General features: G+C 46.3%; 26 protein-coding genes. 24 read left to right on the plus strand and 2 right to left on the minus strand.

All coding sequences use genetic code 11. The annotated features are described in order from the left end of the window. Positions 1–4 precede the first annotated feature (4 nt). On the plus strand, positions 5–826 hold the full coding sequence (locus NYE70_RS02045) for a hypothetical protein (protein ID WP_341044866.1): 822 nt from the start codon (positions 5–7) through the stop codon (positions 824–826). A gap of 73 nt (positions 827–899) precedes the next feature. Here NYE70_RS02045 and NYE70_RS02050 read toward each other — a convergent pair whose 3' ends face one another. After that, positions 900–1,295, minus strand: a complete 396-nt coding sequence (locus NYE70_RS02050) for a RidA family protein (RefSeq protein ID WP_213654933.1) — start codon at positions 1,293–1,295, stop codon at positions 900–902. A 111-nt stretch (positions 1,296–1,406) separates the two neighbouring features. Between NYE70_RS02050 and NYE70_RS02055 the strand changes: the two genes are divergently transcribed. Genes NYE70_RS02055 through NYE70_RS02065 form a run of 3 tightly spaced genes read left to right on the plus strand, consistent with a single transcriptional unit; the run spans position 1,407 to position 2,628 of the window. Beyond that, the gene (locus tag NYE70_RS02055) at positions 1,407–1,751 is read left to right on the plus strand and encodes a winged helix-turn-helix transcriptional regulator (RefSeq protein ID WP_445323739.1); all 345 of its coding nucleotides are present in this window, start codon (positions 1,407–1,409) and stop codon (positions 1,749–1,751) included. Then, entirely contained in the window at positions 1,748–2,329 is a 582-nt protein-coding gene (locus NYE70_RS02060; RefSeq protein WP_341044868.1) for a hypothetical protein, read from the plus strand. Before NYE70_RS02055 ends, NYE70_RS02060 begins: the two co-directional genes overlap by 4 nt. Next, positions 2,326–2,628 (plus strand): DUF5316 domain-containing protein, encoded by a 303-nt coding sequence (locus tag NYE70_RS02065; RefSeq protein WP_213654935.1) that lies wholly within the window; start codon positions 2,326–2,328, stop codon positions 2,626–2,628. The genes NYE70_RS02060 and NYE70_RS02065 overlap by 4 nt, the downstream gene beginning before the upstream one ends. A gap of 4 nt (positions 2,629–2,632) precedes the next feature. On the opposite strand, the gene NYE70_RS02070 is transcribed toward NYE70_RS02065, so the two are convergent. Next, a complete protein-coding gene (locus tag NYE70_RS02070; protein WP_341044869.1) occupies positions 2,633–3,340 on the minus strand; it encodes a M50 family metallopeptidase in 708 nt (235 codons plus the stop codon). Positions 3,341–3,502: 162 nt separating this feature from the next. On the opposite strand from NYE70_RS02070, the gene NYE70_RS02075 reads away from it, so the two are divergent. The 20 genes from NYE70_RS02075 (at position 3,503) to NYE70_RS02170 (ending at position 19,584) form a co-directional block, all read left to right on the plus strand. Further along, positions 3,503–5,263, plus strand: coding sequence for a TerB N-terminal domain-containing protein (locus tag NYE70_RS02075; protein WP_341044870.1), 1,761 nt, complete (start codon positions 3,503–3,505; stop codon positions 5,261–5,263). Between the two features lie 39 nt (positions 5,264–5,302). Beyond that, a complete protein-coding gene (locus NYE70_RS02080) occupies positions 5,303–6,643 on the plus strand; it encodes an ATP-binding protein (protein ID WP_341044871.1) in 1,341 nt (446 codons plus the stop codon). Next, complete coding sequence (locus tag NYE70_RS02085; RefSeq protein ID WP_341044872.1) at positions 6,640–8,967, plus strand: DEAD/DEAH box helicase; 2,328 nt, start codon at positions 6,640–6,642, stop codon at positions 8,965–8,967. Before NYE70_RS02080 ends, NYE70_RS02085 begins: the two co-directional genes overlap by 4 nt. After that, positions 8,951–9,598 (plus strand): pentapeptide repeat-containing protein, encoded by a 648-nt coding sequence (locus NYE70_RS02090; protein ID WP_290408046.1) that lies wholly within the window; start codon positions 8,951–8,953, stop codon positions 9,596–9,598. The genes NYE70_RS02085 and NYE70_RS02090 overlap by 17 nt, the downstream gene beginning before the upstream one ends. A gap of 217 nt (positions 9,599–9,815) precedes the next feature. Continuing rightward, entirely contained in the window at positions 9,816–10,349 is a 534-nt protein-coding gene (locus NYE70_RS02095; protein ID WP_341044873.1) for a hypothetical protein, read from the plus strand. 104 nt (positions 10,350–10,453) lie between these two features. Then, positions 10,454–10,732: a hypothetical protein gene (locus tag NYE70_RS02100; RefSeq protein WP_341044874.1), complete on the plus strand. Its 279-nt coding sequence runs from the start codon at positions 10,454–10,456 to the stop codon at positions 10,730–10,732. A gap of 29 nt (positions 10,733–10,761) precedes the next feature. After that, entirely contained in the window at positions 10,762–11,268 is a 507-nt protein-coding gene (locus tag NYE70_RS02105; RefSeq protein ID WP_341044875.1) for a hypothetical protein, read from the plus strand. Between the two features lie 60 nt (positions 11,269–11,328). Next, positions 11,329–11,829, plus strand: coding sequence for a GNAT family N-acetyltransferase (locus NYE70_RS02110; RefSeq protein WP_341044876.1), 501 nt, complete (start codon positions 11,329–11,331; stop codon positions 11,827–11,829). Positions 11,830–12,140: 311 nt separating this feature from the next. Further along, positions 12,141–12,464 (plus strand): hypothetical protein, encoded by a 324-nt coding sequence (locus NYE70_RS02115; RefSeq protein WP_341044877.1) that lies wholly within the window; start codon positions 12,141–12,143, stop codon positions 12,462–12,464. A 21-nt stretch (positions 12,465–12,485) separates the two neighbouring features. Next, a complete protein-coding gene (locus tag NYE70_RS02120; protein ID WP_211021245.1) occupies positions 12,486–12,851 on the plus strand; it encodes a DUF4180 domain-containing protein in 366 nt (121 codons plus the stop codon). 48 nt (positions 12,852–12,899) lie between these two features. Further along, a complete protein-coding gene (locus NYE70_RS02125; RefSeq protein ID WP_341044878.1) occupies positions 12,900–13,790 on the plus strand; it encodes a TIGR01777 family oxidoreductase in 891 nt (296 codons plus the stop codon). Between the two features lie 22 nt (positions 13,791–13,812). Beyond that, complete coding sequence (locus tag NYE70_RS02130; protein ID WP_341044879.1) at positions 13,813–14,373, plus strand: AAA family ATPase; 561 nt, start codon at positions 13,813–13,815, stop codon at positions 14,371–14,373. Positions 14,374–14,395: 22 nt separating this feature from the next. Further along, on the plus strand, positions 14,396–15,187 hold the full coding sequence (locus tag NYE70_RS02135; RefSeq protein ID WP_341044880.1) for a lipid II flippase Amj family protein: 792 nt from the start codon (positions 14,396–14,398) through the stop codon (positions 15,185–15,187). A gap of 52 nt (positions 15,188–15,239) precedes the next feature. Beyond that, complete coding sequence (locus NYE70_RS02140; RefSeq protein WP_341044881.1) at positions 15,240–15,578, plus strand: DUF4181 domain-containing protein; 339 nt, start codon at positions 15,240–15,242, stop codon at positions 15,576–15,578. A 29-nt stretch (positions 15,579–15,607) separates the two neighbouring features. Continuing rightward, complete coding sequence (locus NYE70_RS02145; RefSeq protein WP_341044882.1) at positions 15,608–16,162, plus strand: GNAT family N-acetyltransferase; 555 nt, start codon at positions 15,608–15,610, stop codon at positions 16,160–16,162. Positions 16,163–16,166: 4 nt separating this feature from the next. Next, complete coding sequence (locus tag NYE70_RS02150) at positions 16,167–16,865, plus strand: HAD family hydrolase (RefSeq protein ID WP_341044883.1); 699 nt, start codon at positions 16,167–16,169, stop codon at positions 16,863–16,865. A gap of 16 nt (positions 16,866–16,881) precedes the next feature. Further along, complete coding sequence (locus NYE70_RS02155) at positions 16,882–17,364, plus strand: NUDIX domain-containing protein (protein ID WP_290408056.1); 483 nt, start codon at positions 16,882–16,884, stop codon at positions 17,362–17,364. A 17-nt stretch (positions 17,365–17,381) separates the two neighbouring features. Further along, positions 17,382–18,089, plus strand: a complete 708-nt coding sequence (locus NYE70_RS02160; protein ID WP_290408057.1) for a class I SAM-dependent methyltransferase — start codon at positions 17,382–17,384, stop codon at positions 18,087–18,089. A 99-nt stretch (positions 18,090–18,188) separates the two neighbouring features. Then, entirely contained in the window at positions 18,189–18,965 is a 777-nt protein-coding gene (locus tag NYE70_RS02165) for a class I SAM-dependent methyltransferase (RefSeq protein ID WP_341044884.1), read from the plus strand. A 19-nt stretch (positions 18,966–18,984) separates the two neighbouring features. After that, on the plus strand, positions 18,985–19,584 hold the full coding sequence (locus NYE70_RS02170; protein ID WP_213654948.1) for a GNAT family N-acetyltransferase: 600 nt from the start codon (positions 18,985–18,987) through the stop codon (positions 19,582–19,584). Positions 19,585–19,592: the final 8 nt, after the last annotated feature.

Below are 19,592 nucleotides of genomic sequence, written 5' to 3' on the forward strand. Positions count from 1 at the left end.
GGTTATGATGTCAAAGAAAAAAGCAGCTATATGGATAAGCCTAGTCATTATTATGCTTTTAATAGGTTGGCTCAATTTCAAAACCCCATCGAATCCAGTATGGTTAGAGAGCGGGACTGAAGATAACACCTCATTTTTATCGGATGAATATTTTATAGGGCTTAATGATTTATTCGAGAAAGTAAGAGAAGATCACAAGAAGTGGTACATTGTGGATGGATCTAGTGAAATAGCAGCCCGAGCCGTCATCGTGAAAATGATGAAAGATCTGGAGAGCAATCCAGGCGCTTTAATAAATCATGAGAACTCCGTTCGTTATTTTGAGACATTTGATAGAAACATTAGAAAGGCAGGAAGCATTACAGAGGGAGTACATTTTTTTAGAAACACATTGAACTCGTATAGTGGCGCACCTGTAAGTCTGGATGACATGATCACTTTAGCGGCAGAAGGAAAATGGAAGTTATTCAGTGCGAAATACCATAGATATAATCATGAGGGAGTAAAAGGAGCACTTAATCTTAAGTTTATTTCCAAAGACGGCAGATTTGAAGCTGTTTATAATTCGGAAACAGGAGAAATGGTTACGGATCCATTTAACATGGGGACCTATAACTATGCTCCGGGATCAATAAATCCGCTGAAATACTACAAGCATTATACGTTTGATAAACAACCTTGGAAAAAGTGGGGGAATGAAAGCGGAGTCTCTTTTGAGGATATCATGAGCCTGGAGTCGGGACATGGTTCATCCGAAGAGAAGAATAATTCAAAGGAAATTAAAAGGTGGATAAAGCAAAGAAAAGAAGAATTGAAGCTGGAATAAGTAAGCGCCCAAAGCGGTCGAGCTTTATCGTAGCCAGCCCCACCGCTCGGAGCGTCTTGTCGCGATAGCTAAATTAGTCGGTATGTGCAACGGCGCGGATTTCAATCAGTTGATGAGGAAACGCCAGCCCTGATACGCCAACGAGGGTACCGGCAGGCCGATGGTCGCCTACATATTCTTTGAACAGTTCTACGCACTTCTCAAAATGCTCTTGCGGATTTGTCAGAAAGATTTCCATCTCCGCGATGTTCGATCTTGTGACGCCAAAACCCGCCAGCACACGATCAAGATTCTCCAGCGTCTGCCGGGTCTGTGTTTCGATATCGCCCTCCCCTACAAAAGTGCCTTGCATGTCATGCGAAAATTGTCCTGAAATGTAGATGGTACCATTGACGCTGTATCCTTGTGAAAGGCCGAACTCTTCCTCCCATGCAACGCCGTGACCGTAGGTAGCAATTGTTTTAGTCATTTATAACTCCCCTTTCAATCAAAGTAAGGCTAGTATAAACTGAGCATAATATAAAGAGTAGTACGCACTTTTTGGATAGGTACTACCCGAAAGGATAGTGTTAATGTGGGAATGGGTGAATTTATAGGTAAAGTCAAAACGATTCAAGATACACCTTTTGGCTATACAGTTTCAGTGATTGGCGGTAAATGGAAAATGGTCATTCTTTATCTTTTGGCAGAAAACCACCCGGTTCGATTTAATGATTTGAAAAGACAAATAGGTGCCATTACGTATAAAACATTAAGTGCGCAACTAAAAGAATTGGAAGCGGATGGTTTGGTGAAACGGAAAGAGTATCCTCAAATACCTCCTAAAGTGGAGTACAGTCTCACGGTCAAAGGAGAGAGTTTACTGCCTGTATTGGAGAATTTATGCGAGTGGGGAGCAATAAACCGGGATAAGGAGAGACTATGAAAAAGCTGACGGTTTTTTTGAGCATACTCATTCTGATAGCCATAGCGGTTTTTGTTGGAATTAACTTATCTCCTAAGGACATCCATATTAGCGCTCAAGGTTTTAAATATAGATTAGGAAACGACAACACAGAGCCCGAAAAAGTTGTAAATGTAAATGTTGAGGGGAAATTGCACAAAAGCATTACCGGAAAAAGAACATTTAAAGGGATCATTAACATAGAGGGCGAGGATATACCAGTTCCCGCAGATCAGAGACAACTTAAGATGCCCATTTCAGAAGATGGTTGGGGCGTGATCAGCTATCCTTATTTTGAATACAAAAAAGCGAGTGATGGGACACCAGGAGCAGTAAACAATACACATATATATCAGTATGGCTCTCTATTCATAAATAGTGATTTCAGTAAGGTAACGATTTTGGTCTCGGATCAAAAAGAATCGGATGGTACGGGAGCGTCATCTTGGAGCGCCGAAGATGGTCAAATGATCACTGTACCGGCCAGCAGCAGGTCCGAAGCGATTCGCCTCTCAAATGAGCTGATGAGGGATTTTTTGAAGGGATTTGAATTGAAATGAGGAATTTCGCGATAAGAGCTTTCCTTGTCGGAACGGTTTTGGGTATCGTTACAGCCTTAACTGCCGGACTCTTGAGTCATTGGGAAATGGCCATTAAAATTACCGGGGGAATCGGAGTCGTGTCCTGGCTGTTAGCGGGATTATTATCTGGGGCGTTTATTAGCGGTGACCGGACAAGGGCCAACGAGAGCATCGAAACGGCAGAGGATAAAAGGTTTAGAAGTAAGTTTTCTTCCGTATTGTTTCTGTTTGGCCTGCCGTTTCTAACTGTCGCGTTACTTATTTATTTGCTGACTTAAGAGGTTATCTGACCGCCGCATCATTCATGCTTTTGGCATGACGGCTTTGCCCCCTGTCTTTCCAATACAGTTGTAAAGCGGACATGGCGCAGAAAATCGAAATGACAAAGAAAAGAAGAGACCAGGCAAAAGCCGGCATGATTGTGATGTGCGCCAGATTGGATGCATCCCCGGCTTGACTCGGATCCGTGAGGGATCGCAGCAACAGCGTGAACGGCCCCATTACCGATTCCTCCAGACACAGGAATGCCAGCAATAAATAATAGAAATTTAGAATCCGTCCTCCAAGAAGCAAAAACACAAAATTTACCACGATGAAAATGATCAGCCACCACAGCCCGTATCCCGACCGCACGAACAGGAGAATCATTGCCAGTGCAATGACACTAATGATCATAATCCCTGCCCGTTGTTGATGCTTGTAACGGACATAAAACAAGGCGATCGCAAACAAGGATGCTGAAATGTATCCGGCGAGTGACACGGCAACCTGGCTCCAGCCCGACGTGGCCAGCACGGAGTAAGTTACACCGCTGTGATCGGGATTCAACTCAATGCGCAGCACGCGGCCTGACATCAACAAGGTCATCACGGCATGACCGAGCTCATGGATCATCGTGTCCAGTATACGGAACCAGTCGGAAAATGGAATCAGCCTCGTAAGGATAGCGGCCCCCGCAAGAAACAGGAATGCCTTAAGCCATTTATTCATATTTAATCCCCTTTAAATCCATCTTCGATTACAACTCTTCTACAGCATAATATGAAATCTGGCTGGATGCCAGTCGTGAAAAAGGAATACAATTTGCCTTCAAAAAAGCGAACAAATTTTCGGTTCAATGATATAATGGAGTCGTGATGGAGGTCTGGAGTCATGAACGATAAAACGGACAAACACGACATTCATATAGAGCAGAGCGGACAACAGAATAGACGCGAGCAGCAGTTGAGGTTTGCCGAATTGGAACTCGGCGCGCCGGAACCGCAGGAGCGGGAGACCGTCAGCCGGGTCGTTACGCCGGATGGCTGGGAGCGGAGCCTGGATTGGCAGCAGGATTTTCGGTATGTTTCGCGCGAAGGGCAATTTGTTCAGAAAGCGCGGGAACTTGAATCACAAACTGAGGATCATGCAGAGTTCGTCCCTTTTCAAACTTACTGGCCGACCTATGATCAAATGCAGCCGGGACAGCTTAAATGGTATTTGTACTGGAGGGGAGAGGTCCGTTCGGAACGTTATCATGATACTGACCTATCTTATCTGTTTGTGTACTTGTATGAGCTGATTCACGGAATCGGCTGGAGCGAGCCAGTGCAGGGGGTCCAGTTGATGGACAGGGTATGGCACGCCTACCGGAAAAGGTATCCGAAGCTGGATCAATATGTACGGGAATGGAAGTATGATTTTGCGCTGGTATTCGGGTTGGATCTGCCGCCTTTCGAGCCGCTTGCAAAGCTTCCCAGAAGTCTGTCGCCCGAGCTTAGGGAGCTGGAATGGAAACGGAGATTTTCCGCCGAGCCGGTGGAATTGACTTGGGATTTGGTTTTGCATCTGTGCGACTATGATATTGAAAAAAGCCGTTATTACAATGAACAGGGTCGAAAGGACCTGCGGGAATATATCCCGAAAGTGATAGTGCTGGTAGATGGGTACCTGGCAAAGACTACGGGAAACAAGCTGATTAATCATTTTATGCCCCGTGAAAAGAAGGTTACCCGCTACTTGTTCCGCAGCGCCGTCTATGACTACGAGCAATACGGGCGCACAGCGACGGTTTCTATATTGGCGATCAGTGAGCATCTCCCGCTCCGCGCTTATTTGACACAACTGGTCAGGTTTACGGAAAACAAGCTGCGGGAGCTGTCCGGCTTTAAAGGGAAGCTGCGCGGGATCACCCTTGAAGCTGAGGTGGAGGAGCTTGTTTCCCGCTTTCTGCATAAGGAGTTTGAGCTCCGCAAAGCGGAAGAAGCCAAAGCCCGCGCTCCTAAGGTGAAGATCAACACCGCCAAGCTCCGCAAACTGCAGCATGAATCGGATGAAGTACGGGACATGCTGTTGACCGAGCAGTTTCCGGTGATTCCGGAGAATCAAGGTTCATTGGTGGAGCATCCGGTTTCATCGGGTTTGCCGGCCATGGAGATATCCCTTGGCCACCTCGTTTCGCAGGCCAAGCAGGAGCTAGGTTCATTGCGCAGCCGGAACCGGAATCGGAAAGATACCGACGGCCCCCAGCAGGCAGAGATGGATTTTGAACGCGGCTGGCAGATTTTTGAGGAAGAGTCGCCTGCAAACGTAGCGTTGGAAACAATGAAGAGTGAAGCACCGAAAGGCGATCAGCGTCCAGAATTGTCAGACGAAGATAATTGTGCTGAGGGGATGGAATTACCGGAGGAGTGGCGAGAGTTGTGGGGCCGATTGTCCGAGTCTCACAAGAAGATGCTGTCCGCGTTGCTCAATGGCGATGGGGATGCGGTGCGATACGACATCGCCGAGCAAGCGGGCTCGATGCCAGAGCTGCTCCTTGACGAGATTAACGGGTTGGCAATGGAGTGGATCGGCGATTTGCTGATCGACGGAGATGAGATTACGGAGGAGTACCGGCAGGAGCTTTCGGATATGCTTGGGAGCCGCTGTTGATATAATTATAGTGTTTAGATTTCAAGAGGTGATAACGAGATGAAACAGATGCAAATCCCTAAACGGCTGACTACGGCGCTGGTGAATTCCTTGACGGCGGGAGTGGTGCCGCGGGTCGGACTGGAGCATATCGCGGTTGGAAGAAAAGCCGAGGTGGCGTCGATTCTGCAGGATATGGACAATATCGCAGAGGGCGGAGCGGCGTTTCGGCTGATTACCGGGCGGTACGGGAGCGGGAAAAGCTTTTTGCTGCAAATGATCCGTAATTATGCGATGGACCGGGAATTTGTGGTGGCGGACGCCGATTTGTCGCCCGAGCGAAGACTGGTCGGCACGAAAGGACAGGGGCTGGGCACATACCGGGAGCTGATGATGCATTTATCTACCCGGACAAGACCGGACGGCGGAGCCTTGGAGAGCATGCTACAAAAATGGATTGCCGGACTCCAGCAGGAACAAATGCAGGCCACCGGTCTGCGTCCGGGTGATCCGCAATTGTATGAAGCGGTGGAACTCCAAATCTATGCGGTCAGCAATGAATTACAGAGCCTGGTGCACGGGTTTGATTTTGCCAAGGTGCTGGCCGCATACTGGTCGGGCTACAAGCTGGGGGATGATGACCGGAAAGCGGCGGCGCTGCGCTGGCTGCGTGGGGAATTTCCGACCAAGACGGAGGCGCGCAAAGAGCTGGGGGTCGGCGTTATTATCGATGATGACAATTGGTACGACTACATGAAGCTGTGGTCCGAATTTGCGGTGCGCATCGGCTATAAGGGATTGCTGCTGTTTATCGACGAGGGCGTGAATTTGTACAAAATTACGAACAGCGTGTCCCGACAAAGCAATTACGAAAAGCTGCTGACGATGTTCAATGACACGATGCAGGGAAAAGCTCAATACCTGGGCATTTACCTGGGCGGAACACCACAGTTTGTGGAGGATGAACGCAGAGGCCTGTTCAGCTATGAGGCGCTTCGGTCGCGATTAATGGATGGCCGTTACAGCAGCGGTTCGCGGCGGACATATACTTCGCCGATTCTGAGACTGGACATGCTGTCGCATGAGGAGATTCTGATCCTGCTGCAAAAGCTGCGCAATATTCATGCGATGCACTCCGGTTATGAGCCTCGCTTGAGCGATGGGCAGCTGATTGCTTTCATGCAGGCGGCGGTGGGCCGACTTGGAGCCGAGGAACTGCTGACAACCCGGGAAGTAGTCCGGGATTTCATGGATGTGCTGCATATGCTGCACCAGCATAAAGAACTGACTTTTGAGGAACTGATAGGCGAGCGTGAGCAAGAATATTTGGCATCCGGCCCTTCCGGTAATTCCGGCAGCAAAGACGAACTCGATGACTTTTTGGCGGAGTTTGACCTATGAGCGGATCCGATCGGCATTACGATAACCGAGGCCAAGGCCAAGGGGCGGATCGGGGGCAACAGGGGAATCCTTTTGCCCGGCTGGCCCCGTTCATTCAGGAATACATTTACCGCAAGAAATGGGACACCCTCCGCGAAGCCCAGGTTGAAGCGTGCAGAGTGTTGTTCGATACGCAGCATCATCTGCTGATCGCATCTGGGACGGCATCGGGAAAGACGGAGGCGGCTTTCTTTCCGGCGCTTACCGAGCTGTATCATCGACCATCGGAATCGGTGGGCATCCTTTATATCGGACCGTTGAAGGCGCTGATCAATGATCAATTCGAGCGGATTAGCGAACTGCTAAGGGAAGGGGAAGTGCCTGTCTGGCATTGGCATGGAGACGTATCCCAAGCGGAGAAAACGAAGCTCATGCAACGGCCTTGCGGTGTGCTGCAGATTACTCCAGAGTCGCTGGAGGGGCTGCTCATGAACCGGCCGAATGCGATTCCTGCGCTGTTCCATGATCTACGGTATATTATGATCGATGAGGTGCATGCTTTCATGGGTGCGGACCGGGGCATTCAGGTACTGAGCCAGTTGACCCGGCTGGAGCGGATGGCCTCTTGTACACCGCAGCGGATCGGGCTGTCGGCCACGCTGAGCGATTATGATACCGCCGCCCGCTGGCTTGGGGCCGGAACCACGCAACCGGTGGAGGTGGTATCGCCGCAGGGCGGACGGAAGCTGAAGCTGTCGGTTGAGCATTTCTCGTTCCCGGATGCCCGGGATGAACGGGAGGCTGAGCATCTGGAACTCGCCAAGCAGAATTATTACAATTTCATCTATGACCATACCCACCGGAAAAAAGCGCTCGTCTTCACCAACAGCCGCTCGGACGCCGAGCTCACCACGCTCGAGATGCGCCGAATTGCCGCGAAGCGGGAGGAGCGCGATGTGTTCCATGTGCATCACGGAAGCATTTCCGCGATGCTGCGGGAGGAGACCGAGGCCGCGCTGAAGTCCGGCCAGGGTCCTGCAGTGGCCGCCGCGACAGTGACGCTGGAGCTCGGCATCGACCTCGGCGAGCTGGAGCGGGTCATCCAGCTCGGGGCGCCGTACAGCTGCTCCAGCTTTGTGCAGCGGCTCGGCCGTTCCGGACGCCGGGGGGATGCGGCGTCGGAGATGATGTTCCTCTGTGCGGAGGAAGAGGACGAGGAGGCGCAGTTGCCCGCGCGGATGCCGTGGACGCTGCTGCGGGCGATCGCCGTGATCGAGCTGTACGTCCGCGAGCGCTGGGTGGAGCCGCTAGATCTGCGGCGGAAGCCGGTCGGGGTGCTCTATCATCAGACGATGAGCACTCTGAAGAGTATCGGCGAAGCCGAGCCCGCCGAGTTGGCGCGGGCGGTCCTGACGCTGCCGGCTTTTCGCGGCATTGAGCCGGACGAATATAAGAAGCTGCTGCAATATTTGCTGCAGACCGACCATATCCAGCAGACGGAGGAAGGCTCGCTGATCATTGGACTCGGCGGGGAGAAAGTGGTGAACAACTACCGATTCTATGCCGTGTTCAAGGATGATGAGGAACATGTGGTGTATAACGGTTCGGAGGAGATCGGAAGCATTACCACCGTACCGCCGCCGGGCTACTGCTTCTCGCTTGCCGGCAAGCTCTGGAAGGTCGAGGAAGTGGACGGCAAGCATAAGGCGGTCTACGTGAAATCTTCCAAGGGCAAGGTAGACACCCTTTGGCTAGGAGCCGGCGGCGACGTTCATACCAGGGTAATGCAAAAAATGCGCCAGGTGTTAGAGGAACAAACGCTGTATCCCTATCTGGCGCCCGGAGCGGTAAACCGTCTGGAGCGGGCGCGCAGGCTGGCCCGGGAAAGCGGGTTATTGCGCAGTCCGGTGATTCCGGCGGGCGGAAATTCGCTGTTCATTTTACCGTGGGCGGGAAGCAAGCAGTTCCGTACGCTGGAGCGTTTGCTGAAGCATAATCTTACGGAACCGATGGGACTGCGCCAAGTCGTCCCGATGGAACCGTATTATATGGTCGTGGCCGGAACAGCTGACGCAGAAAGTCTGCTGGCCAGCATTCGGGACGGGCTGTCCGGGGCACATGACCCTGAAGCTTTGCTCGATGCAGCGGAGGCTCCATACCTCGGCAAGTATGACGAGTATGTGCCGCCCGAGTTGGTTCGGCGCGCTTTTGCCGTGGATGGTCTGGATGTGAAAGGACTGGCCGAAGTACTTCGAAAACAATCGGGCGAAAGACCGGTAATCGCAGAGAGAAACGGGCTGGTAACCCGACAACAGAAAGGTGATCAGGATGGCTTCAAAAATTAAAATGATGTCCCCGCAGCTCCCTGCGGATTTATATGAGGTTGATTTGGAAACATTGCTTGAGGACGCGGATCATGAGCTGGTAAACAGTATGATGAATGGTGCCCAGTATGAACATGAAGTTATGGAGAAATGCATTTTGTCCAAGGTGCTGCTTCGCGGCTGTTCCTTCTCGCATACCACCTTTGATCGGATGGATATGACCGATACGGTGCTGGAAAATTGCGATTTCTCCAATGCCGTACTGCAACGGGGCATTATTCACCGCGTTCATTTCAAGGATTGTAAACTGACCGGGGTGAATCTGTCCAAGGCCAACCTGGGGTTTGTGACCTTCGAGAATTGCTTGATGAATCTGAGTGATCTGGTGGAGGGTTCTTTGAAGCAAGTGAGGTTTACTGGTTGTTCCCTGCAAAATGCTAATTTTTACGGATGTAAGTTTAAGGATGTCGAGCTGCAGGAATGCGATCTAAATGAGGCGGATTTTACGGACACTTCGCTTAAAGGTATGGATATCAGCACCTGTACTTTTGATCGGGTCGATATTCCCGTCTCCGCGTTGCCGGGATGCACCGTGTCTCCCGAGCAGGCGACCGGCTTTGCCAAGCTTCTTGGGCTGAAGGTAAAGGAGTAACAAACAGACCGATAGTCAATTTGTCGGGAATACGTAATAATCGGACAGAACTCTTGAGTTTGAAGAGGTCTGTCCTTTTTTGTTTGAGGGTAACAATCGGGAGTTCCGCTTCCAGGATAATGGAAATGAGGTATAATCAGGGTAGAGTTTTATAAGATTTAAAAATCTCCATATAAAAATCAATTGCAAAAAGTGCAGAGAAAGGAGGAGTATCTTTTTGAGAAAAGCTCTGGTTTTGTTGATGATGTTAATTGTTATTGTCGGTTGTAGTAAAAAAACTGATAGTTTGATAAAAGCACAGGAAAAAATTAATAATACAGGGATTCATTTCAATCTGCCCACTTTCCCTAATTACTCAATAAGTTATATACATATCTTGCACCCACCAAGGGATAAATCGGGCCAAAACATGGGGAGTAAGGTTGAGGTCCTAGTCACCTATACGGATCAGTTGGGTGCGTTGGAAGAAGTTGATTTAAGGGGATCAGATCATGAACGAGAGATCGTTTATGGTCCTTATAAAGGAGAAACAATAATCGAAGTAACCTTAACTAACACAATGGTCGGCATGGAAGGATCAGAGCAAATAAAACTTAATGATCAATTAATTCATGTTGCTCAGCCGGATAAAGATACGAGAGTATATTTATATAATAGCGAAAAGAACGCGTTGACAATGACGGTTGACGCTAACCAAATAACTGATGAAGAAGCGAAAGACTATTTTAGGAGAATAATCTCAGAGGGATAGAGAAAGTTCCACCGCGATATTTTGAGATGATAGAAAGTGTTCACACGAATTTCAGCTTCGTTCAATACGACGTGGAGGAACAGATTCGAGATTGGAGGAAAAACATGAATACTAATATTAAATCTAGTTTTATTTTAGGAGCTTCGATCATTATAGGATTCATCCTTTTGGGGCTCATGCAAGGATTGTTTCGTGAGGAAGAAACCGTAATTACCGAAAAAGTTAGTCATGAAGGAAGATATGAATTTATAAGGGCGGCTAATGATAATAATGTAATCATTTTTGATAAAGAAACGGGAGAGTATTGGAGAAAGTTTATCTCTGTTTCTGAGGGACCGACGGATTGGACGAAAGAAGAATCACCCGTGACATCATCCAAATAATCTAAACGAATCAAAGAAGGGAGCATGCAATGCTGACAAGAATGAAGCAAGAGCTTTTACAAAGTGAAAACCTTAGCTGGTTGTGCATCGAACCCATGTTACTTGCAGTTCGAGGGAAGAGTCCTGGTGCGAAACTGGAAATGTTCAATCAATTAAACGAAGGCCAGCAAGCTTTGTATTTATTTTATGCCTTCCATAATCATGCCAATACGGTGGCTGAATTTTATTGGTTTTCATCCTATTTCATAGGTGAACTCCTTGCTTGGAAAGGTTTAAAGACAGGAGTGCTTTTTTTCCAAGGATATGAATTGATAAAGGTATTGGAACAAATGGAAAGCGTGATACATCTCAAAAACAAATTAGCTGATGGAAGTTGGAAAGAGGCATCCCCGGCTGATCTCGAACGGGATACGGAATTGAATGAATTAATATCACCAATCTTCAAAGAGTACCAGATAAACGCACGGAAATTTATTGAGAGTACGAACACGTACATTCAAGACAATCCGCAAGAGTTTATAGAAATCGAAATTTAGATAACAAACCAGATAAAAAAGGCGTTTAACATATTACATAGTCGTTAGGGGGAAGTAAGATTGCCTTATACAATTAGACCTTTATCTCAAAATGATATCCCTTTTATGTGGGAAATGCTGTATGAATCCTTATATGTTCCGGAAGACCATGAACCTTTTAATAGAGAGATCTTAAAGGATCCCCTCATTTCAAAGTATGTTGAAGGCTGGGGGCGGGAAGGAGATTTTGGATTTATCGCGATTAATAAGGACGGTAAGCCGATAGGTTCCATCACAGCACGTAACTTTAATGAAAGTAATAAAGGATTTGGATATATAGATGCGGATGTGCCGGAGTTAGGAATGGCACTGCTGGAGGAACACAGAGGTAAAGGAATAGGAACAGCATTACTGGATCATCTATTTCATGAAGCAAAGCAGAGGGGAATTAAGAGACTGTCCTTAAGCGTCGATCCCGGCAATTTGCCCGCTGTGAAGCTTTACCAACGGTTTGGATTTGAAGAAGCAGGCATGGTTGGAACATCCATAACTATGGTGGCGTGCGTAAACGGGGGGAGATAGTCATGAAATTGAAGTTGCGATTTTTTCTCGAATCCATCATTGTGTCAGTAACCTTGTTGCTATTTTATTATGGCTTTCAGATGTTTCGAGGATTATTGCTTACAAAAAATTATGAACCTGCCATAGTACTAAGTCATGAAACAAATGATCAACTTCAATCGAGCGTTTCTTTTGGGTCGATCTACGAGTATGAGTGGGTAGTTGGATTAGTAAGTTTTGTGCTGATGTCAGTAGTCTATTATGGGGTTCGAAACGGGATGTATCGTTTTATACAGGCAGGCAGACGAAACTAGAAAAGGGATGGTTATAAAATGTTGTTCATTGGAATGGTTATCGGAGCCATTATTTTATTTCTATCCTTTTATATTGTAGGTCCATATGGAGCGGGCATCTTCCTTATTGTCTTATTCGGACTGGTATTCAGCACGTATCAGAAAAATAAAGAGATCTATGAAGACGTGAAAATAATAAGAGAAAAACTGGGACTCTTGCACGAAGAGGAGAAATTTCAACAAGAAATCGAAATGAACCAAAAAGAATACGATAACAACAAAGACGAACCCAAATTTATATCTAAGTTAGATGAAGAGATCGAGGAAGAATTAGAAAAGTATATGAAAGACAATAAAGAGTAGGAATGATTAGGTGAGGACAATATGAATATCACTACAGTTTCTAAGAACGGTGTGGAAATAGCTTCAGTTCATAGCGATGAAATATTAATTAGCGATGTTCAATCTGCTTTGGATCTTATAGCGACGGTAAGCTATGAAGTTGGATGTCATCGAATTATTTTACAGAAGTCTGTCGTTAGTGAGGAGTTCTTTGATTTGAAAACGCGACTTGCCGGAGATATCATTCAGAAGTTCATTAACTATCAAGCTAAAATTGTCATTGTTGGTGACTTCTCCGTGTATTCAAGCAAGAGTCTTAGGGATTTCATATACGAGAGCAATAAAGGAAAAGATTTATTCTTCTTACCCAATGAAGAGCAGGCTATCGACAAATTGAGCTTAGTTTAATTGAAGTTATCATCTTATCGCTCAAGGCGGGGAAGAGAGTGGATACCCATGACCAAAAAAATAGTATTAGCAGGCGGCACCGGGTTTGTCGGAAAATATCTCGAAGAAAAGTTTCAGAATTCCGGGTACGAAGTGATCCTCATTTCAAGGAAAGAAGGTCATGTTTCTTGGAATAATCAAGCGGGAATTTTAGAGGCAATCGATAATTCGGAAATGTTAATCAATCTTGCGGGGAAATCCGTGAACTGCCGTTATAATGCGAAGAACAAGGAAGAGATCTTTAATTCCAGAACAGAGACAACCCGAATACTCGGAGACGCCGTCCTGGAATGTAAGAATCCGCCCTCCCTTTGGATTAATTCCAGTACGGCAACGATTTATAGACATGCTGAAGATAGACCCATGACCGAAGAAGGCGGGGATATCGGATTCGGTTTTTCGGTTGACGTGGCCAAAGAATGGGAGAAGTCCTTTTTTGCTTTTACGTTGCCAGAAACAAGGAAGGTCGCTCTAAGGATGGCTATTGTATTAGGGAAGGACGGGGGTGTCATTCCGACCTACAAGAACTTAGTCAGATTTGGACTCGGAGGGATTCAAGGTTCAGGGAATCAAAAATTCAGTTGGATTCATATAGAAGATCTATATCAGATTATTCTCTTTTTTAGAGAGAAGAAAGAGCTGAGCGGGGTCTTTAATTGTTCTTCTCCTAATCCGGTAACCAATCGTGAGTTAATGAGTCATTTGCGAAAAGCATTGAATACGAATATCGGATTGCCTTCACCAAAATGGATGCTTGAAATGGGAGCTATATTAATTAATACAGAAACTGAATTAATTTTAAAGAGTCGTTGGGTTATTCCGGAACGCTTAGAAAGATCGGGTTTTAAATTTAAATATAGCAGCCTTGATGAGGCGCTCCAGCAAATATTTACGAAGTAATAAAACTATGGAGGCGGCGGGCATGAAGCTTGTAATTATTTTTGGGCCGCAGGCCGTGGGGAAAATGACGGTTGGACAAAGCTTGGCGGCAATGACCGGTTTTAAGCTTTTTCATAACCATATGTCCATTGATTTTGTGTCACAGTTTTTTGATTACGGCACGCCTGCCGGCAAAAGATTAGTAGGATTGATCCGCCAAGGGATTTTTGAAGAGGTATCCAAAAGCGATTTGGAGGGCCTCATTTTTACTTATGTTTGGGGATTTGACATACAAGAGGATTGGAATTATGTCGAACAAATCTCGGAGATTTTTGAATCTAAAGGAGGGACCGTCTATTTGGTAGAGCTTGAAGCCGACTATGAAGAACGCTTAAGGCGAAACAAAACGGAGAACCGCCTGCTAAACAAACCAACGAAGAGAGACACCGAAAAATCGGAAAGAGATCTGATTCGCTCATTTGAAAAACACCGATTGAACTCTGTTGCAGGGGAAATCACGGGTGAAAATTACTTGAAAATAAATAATACAAGCCTAGAACCTGAGGTAACTGCTAAAATGATAAAGGAACATTTTAACTTTTGAATGAGCTTATGGAGATTGAATGATGATTAATTACCTGATAACCATCTTCATATTAACGATGATTATACATACAGCTGAAACACTATCCTATTCGTTAAGATTTGCGGGTGTAAAAATAAATAAAATTGCTGTTGCGCTATCCTTGACGGGAATTATTGTACTTGTATCGAGAACAGCTAACTTGATTCAAGCGCCGTTGACTGCAAAGTTTATAGATTTTGCAAAAAAGGACCCTGCTTTTAATGTTTTGGGGTATATGAGAATAATATTGATTTCCTCATCGATAGGAACGCTTATCGCAATGATTTTATTTCCGACATTTGTTGTCTTATGGGGCAGAGTGATTGCAAAGCTGGAGATTGCGGGCTCATTGCCAAGACTTATTTCGAGTGTGACTATTGGGCAATTAAGAAATACTCGGTATTATTTAAGAAAACCCACATTTCAACTACATCAATTCAGATATTTAGGGATCTCTAAGAGATTTATTATTCTAAATATCCTGGTCACTGCAATTTATACAGTCGGAGTATTGTCCTCACTTTATGCAGCCCATCTGGTGCCTGAATTAAGTACAACTGCCTCTCAGTCTTCGGGTCTGATTAACGGAATTGCGACCATTTTGTTGACTATATTTATCGATCCTCAAGTTGGTTTAATAACGGACCGGGCCATTCATAATGAGGCATACAGAGATCGGTTAGGCAAAATCTATATTCTATTAATGGGATCGCGTTTGTTGGGTACAGTGCTTGCACAATTAATCATCTTACCGGCTGCTTATTTCATTGCTTTTGTAATAAAGCTCCTGTGACTGACAGATGAGAGATTTTTATGCGTGCATGATGGGGAGGAGGCGTAAGGCGATGATCATAGTGATTTGTATTCTTCTCGCATTTTTTCACCTTATATTGAGAATCTGTATTGTGGATAAGGAGCAAAAAGAACTTCCCGAAGAGGGGAAAGAGCTCAGTATCTGGAGTAAACTAATCTTTGCTCTCATAGGAATCGTTGCTTTTATCATTATTCTTATCGCAGACGGTTCGGACGGTATGGCCATGAAATGGTTCTGGATGATACTTGTCGTTGTGGCGTTAGGTCTTCAGGCATTTATCGATTGGAAGTATATAAGAGCATCGAGGCAGCATATCGTCTCGGCCATTGTGCTGGTTCTTGGCGTTATCATGTTTTATTTTTGGATTTAACAATGCGACCTTATTAAGGAGGGATAATCATGGTTATCGAAGAGGTTTACGGGAATCTCCCCGTATTGGAAACGGAAAGACTGATATTGCGCAAGCTCAGACCGGAAGATGAGGATGCTGTGTTTGAATATTGTTCCGATGCAGAAATTTCGAAATACACGGTATGGAGCTCTCATCAATCTATAGAAGATACAAGAGGGTTTTTGAATTTTGTATTCGATAAATATCAACAAAATACGGTCGCACCATGGGGAGTGGAGGATAAGACGTCGGGCCGGATCATTGGGACAACCGGTTATATTACATGGGATACCCATAATTCAAAGGCGGAAATCGGTTATGCTTTAGCGCGGACACATTGGGGAAAAGGGTATATGTCGGAGGCGGTAAAAAGCGTAATCGACTTCGGATTTGATGTGATGAAACTGGTCCGGATCGAGGCAAGATGCCACCCAAACAATACCGGATCGAGCAGAGTTATGGAGAAGTCCGGTATGACATTCGAAGGAATATTGCGGAAGCATATTTTGGTTAAGGGAGTCCACGAAGACGTTAAGATGTATTCTATTCTCTCCGAGGAGTGATTACATGGCTTTTAAAGCCGTATTTCTAGACTTCTACGGTACACTGGTTCATGAAGACGAGGAGATTATCCCGCTCATTTGCGATGAAATCAGAGCAAGCAGTTCTGTTTCCTGCGAAAACGGACAGATTGGCGGGTATTGGTGGCAGCGGTTTTCGAGTGTTTTCAGGCAGAGCTATGGGGATTCATTCCTTCCTCAGCGGGAAATCGGGATTCGATCCTTAACTGATACAATCAACAACTTTCAGGCGAATGGAGTGGCCGAACAGCTCATCCAGAAGCAGTTTGACCATTGGATCAAGCCGGAGATTTACGAAGATACAATACCGTTTTTGCAATTCCTTCAGGAGACCCCGGTGTATATTCTTTCTAATATTGATACCGAGGACATTAAGGAGGCCATCGCCTACCATGAGCTTCGGGTGACCGGGGTCATTACAAGTGAAGACGTGAGAGCCTATAAGCCCAGACCGGAGTTGTTTGAGGAAGGCTTGAGAAGAAGCGGGTTAAGCGCGAAGGATGTTATACATATCGGGGATTCGCTCTCAAGCGATGTGGAAGGGGCTCGGAAGCTTGGGATTGCGACAGTATGGCTTAACCGGTTAAACAAGCGGATACCGGAGAATATCATTCCGGATTTTATTTGCAAAGATTTGAATGAAGTAAGAAACCGGGTGTTTCAGGAATCTAGCCCTCCTTACTAAAGTTAAGAGGTGTCTTATGTCGTATCATATCAGAGTCAGGCCGACCGCTTTAATTATCGAAAATGACCAGGTTTTGCTTATTGAATACTGCGATAAACACGGAGTACATTATAACCTCCCCGGCGGCGGGGCGGAGCCCGGCGAGACTCTTGTCGACGGCGTGCTGAGAGAGTTATATGAAGAGACGATGGCGGAAGCCGAAGTCGGTCCTTTGGCATTCGTGTACGAGTTTGCGCCCCATAAACAATCCGGTGACTATCAATCGGAGATTCACACTTTAAATATAGTGTTTGAGTGTTTTCTTAAGGAGGGTTCCACTCCCAAGCTTCCCGTTACACCGGACCCCGATCAGACGGCGGTAAAATGGATTCCTATAGCCGACTTGAACTCCATCATTCTATACCCCAACATTAAAGATCACATCAAACGCTATATCCAGGAACGAAAAAATATAGAGATCATCGAGGACTATAAGTTAGAAAGTTATACAAAGAGGTAAAGATCGGAGGAATTGTCTTGCTAAGAAATGACGATATTTATGAATATATATCGACGCCTTATGATCTGCTCGTTTCGAAGGAGGATTATGAGGGGAACATTCCCGCTGCCTTGTTCAAAATCGCCGAATTTAAACAAAAGGATGTTGCCGATCTTGGAGCGGGAACAGGCAGATTAACCCAAATGGTGGCTGCGGAGGCCAGGAGCATCGTGGCAGTTGATTTTGCGGCGGATATGCTTAAGGTTGCCGCTAACAAATTGACAGAAGCGGGATTGAAGAACTGGAAGACATGTGTTTCCGATTTGAGGCATATTCCCTCCCTAGAGGATGAGAGTGTAGACATCGTGTTGGCAGGCTGGAGTGTCTGTTACCTAAGCAGCTCTGACCACCAAGAATGGGAACTTCATTTAGAACAAGTCATCACGGAGATGGAACGGATTTTAAGACCTCAGGGAACAATCATCATTCTGGAAACCTTGGGGACAGGCAACACGGAGCCGGTTCCGCCGGATTTTTTGAGAAAATATTTTGAAGCGCTGGAACAGAAGTATGGATTTAACCCGAAAGTCATAAGAACCGATTATGCATTTGATTCAGCCGAGCAAGCGGAGCAGTTATGCCGTGATTTTTTCGGGGATGAGTTGGGTGATGTAATCAGGGAAGAGAAAACGAATATCGTTCCCGAGTGTACCGGGATTTGGTGGCGGAACGCTCTAAAAGGCTGACACAAGCAGCAGCTCCGGGGAATTCTAACATTAACTTTCAATAATACAGCTTATAGAAACGCAAAAATCGGACCGCCTAGAGCGCAAGTGGAGGACATCATGGAATCAAACGAAAAGAACAAGCAAGCATGGGATACGGGGGCTTTCGAGGCATGGATCAAGAGATTCGGAACCCCGGGTGAAGCCGCTCAAAAACTGCAGACCAACCCGCAAAAGAAAATCGGCGAAATCTATCCCTATTTTGGAGAGGTAGCCGGCAAGAAAATGATCAATTTACTAGGTTCCAATGGAATGAAGGCCGTTGCCCTATCGCTGCTTGGCGCAAACGTCACGGTTGTGGATTTTTCCGCCGACAACGAAAAATATGCGAAGGAATTGGCGGAAGCGGCTGGCACTCAAATCCGCTATATCCAATCCGATGTATTTCAGTTGCCGCAGAATGAACTTACGTCAGAATATGATGTCGTGTTCATGGAAAAGGGAGTTCTCCACTATTTCCTGGACCTTCAGCCGCTGTTCGAGGTGGTTGCCAAGCTCTTAAAACCGGGAGGTCGTTTCGTATTACAGGATTTCCACCCGGTAACGACGAAGTTGATCTCATCCAGAGGAACTACCGCCAACATTAGAAAACATAAAGTAACCGGCAATTACTTTGACGATTCGGTCGTCGAACGTGAGGTGGCTTATTCGAAATATAGTGATGAGGATTCCGCCAAGAAGGTTTACCAGAGATATTGGACTTTGGGGGAAGTCATTACTTCGATTGCTACTACGGGGCTATTTATAAAGGAATTAAGGGAGCTGCCCAACCTGTCTTCGGAAGTGTTCGATGCCGGCATCCCCAAGAGTTTTATTGTTGTTGCAGAAAAGCTTTAAGGATTTGAAGGAGCCAGGTATGGATAACAAGCATTTTAGAATTGAATGTAAGGACATCGTATTAATCGAGTTCAGAGCCGAGGATTTTGAAGAAATGCAGCGTCTGACCTGGCAGCCGGAAATCTATGAATTTTTACCTGATTGGAATGTTGCCCCGGAACAACGGAAGGAATGGCTGATTAACTATGAAATTCCTGAGAACCAACGTTTTTTGGAATCGGTGGCTAACGGGGGACGGATCGGTGATTTGCGCCTTCGCCTGGGTATTATTTTAAAAGAGACAGGGGAATTCATCGGTTGGTGCTGTACCGGCCCTAAAGACGAATTGCCTGAGCCGAACAGAGAGATTATGTATGCGATATCGAAGGACTACCGCGGCAAGGGTTACACGACGCAAGCGGCCCAAGGACTCATCCGGTATTTATTCGAGAATACGGAAGTCGAGGTACTGAATGCTTTGGCGCTCACCGAAAATCTGCCCTCCAACAAGGTGATTTTGAAATGCGGATTTAAGCAGATCAACGATATCATAATAGACGAGGAGCAGTACCATTTATACAAACTTCACAAAAGCGACTGGGTAAGCAGACTGCAGGGGAAAGAAGTCAGCCTTACATAAAATCGCAA

The sequence above is a fragment of the Paenibacillus sp. FSL R5-0407 genome (assembly GCF_038009185.1).
Classification (GTDB): Bacteria; Bacillota; Bacilli; order Paenibacillales; family Paenibacillaceae; genus Fontibacillus; species Fontibacillus vini.

Bases quoted from the DNA above. Each gene is read 5' to 3' on its own strand.
- NYE70_RS02045 (WP_341044866.1), top strand. From the start codon at position 5: ATGATGTCAAAGAAAAAAGCAGCTATATGGATAAGCCTAGTCATTATT.
- NYE70_RS02050 (WP_213654933.1), bottom strand. From the start codon at position 1,295: ATGACTAAAACAATTGCTACCTACGGTCACGGCGTTGCATGGGAGGAA.
- NYE70_RS02055 (WP_445323739.1), top strand. From the start codon at position 1,407: ATGGGTGAATTTATAGGTAAAGTCAAAACGATTCAAGATACACCTTTT.
- NYE70_RS02060 (WP_341044868.1), top strand. From the start codon at position 1,748: ATGAAAAAGCTGACGGTTTTTTTGAGCATACTCATTCTGATAGCCATA.
- NYE70_RS02065 (WP_213654935.1), top strand. From the start codon at position 2,326: ATGAGGAATTTCGCGATAAGAGCTTTCCTTGTCGGAACGGTTTTGGGT.
- NYE70_RS02070 (WP_341044869.1), bottom strand. From the start codon at position 3,340: ATGAATAAATGGCTTAAGGCATTCCTGTTTCTTGCGGGGGCCGCTATC.
- NYE70_RS02075 (WP_341044870.1), top strand. From the start codon at position 3,503: ATGAACGATAAAACGGACAAACACGACATTCATATAGAGCAGAGCGGA.
- NYE70_RS02080 (WP_341044871.1), top strand. From the start codon at position 5,303: ATGAAACAGATGCAAATCCCTAAACGGCTGACTACGGCGCTGGTGAAT.
- NYE70_RS02085 (WP_341044872.1), top strand. From the start codon at position 6,640: ATGAGCGGATCCGATCGGCATTACGATAACCGAGGCCAAGGCCAAGGG.
- NYE70_RS02090 (WP_290408046.1), top strand. From the start codon at position 8,951: ATGGCTTCAAAAATTAAAATGATGTCCCCGCAGCTCCCTGCGGATTTA.
- NYE70_RS02100 (WP_341044874.1), top strand. From the start codon at position 10,454: ATGAATACTAATATTAAATCTAGTTTTATTTTAGGAGCTTCGATCATT.
- NYE70_RS02105 (WP_341044875.1), top strand. From the start codon at position 10,762: ATGCTGACAAGAATGAAGCAAGAGCTTTTACAAAGTGAAAACCTTAGC.
- NYE70_RS02115 (WP_341044877.1), top strand. From the start codon at position 12,141: ATGTTGTTCATTGGAATGGTTATCGGAGCCATTATTTTATTTCTATCC.
- NYE70_RS02120 (WP_211021245.1), top strand. From the start codon at position 12,486: ATGAATATCACTACAGTTTCTAAGAACGGTGTGGAAATAGCTTCAGTT.
- NYE70_RS02125 (WP_341044878.1), top strand. From the start codon at position 12,900: ATGACCAAAAAAATAGTATTAGCAGGCGGCACCGGGTTTGTCGGAAAA.
- NYE70_RS02130 (WP_341044879.1), top strand. From the start codon at position 13,813: ATGAAGCTTGTAATTATTTTTGGGCCGCAGGCCGTGGGGAAAATGACG.
- NYE70_RS02135 (WP_341044880.1), top strand. From the start codon at position 14,396: ATGATTAATTACCTGATAACCATCTTCATATTAACGATGATTATACAT.
- NYE70_RS02140 (WP_341044881.1), top strand. From the start codon at position 15,240: ATGATCATAGTGATTTGTATTCTTCTCGCATTTTTTCACCTTATATTG.
- NYE70_RS02145 (WP_341044882.1), top strand. From the start codon at position 15,608: ATGGTTATCGAAGAGGTTTACGGGAATCTCCCCGTATTGGAAACGGAA.
- NYE70_RS02150 (WP_341044883.1), top strand. From the start codon at position 16,167: ATGGCTTTTAAAGCCGTATTTCTAGACTTCTACGGTACACTGGTTCAT.
- NYE70_RS02155 (WP_290408056.1), top strand. From the start codon at position 16,882: ATGTCGTATCATATCAGAGTCAGGCCGACCGCTTTAATTATCGAAAAT.
- NYE70_RS02165 (WP_341044884.1), top strand. From the start codon at position 18,189: ATGGAATCAAACGAAAAGAACAAGCAAGCATGGGATACGGGGGCTTTC.
- NYE70_RS02170 (WP_213654948.1), top strand. From the start codon at position 18,985: ATGGATAACAAGCATTTTAGAATTGAATGTAAGGACATCGTATTAATC.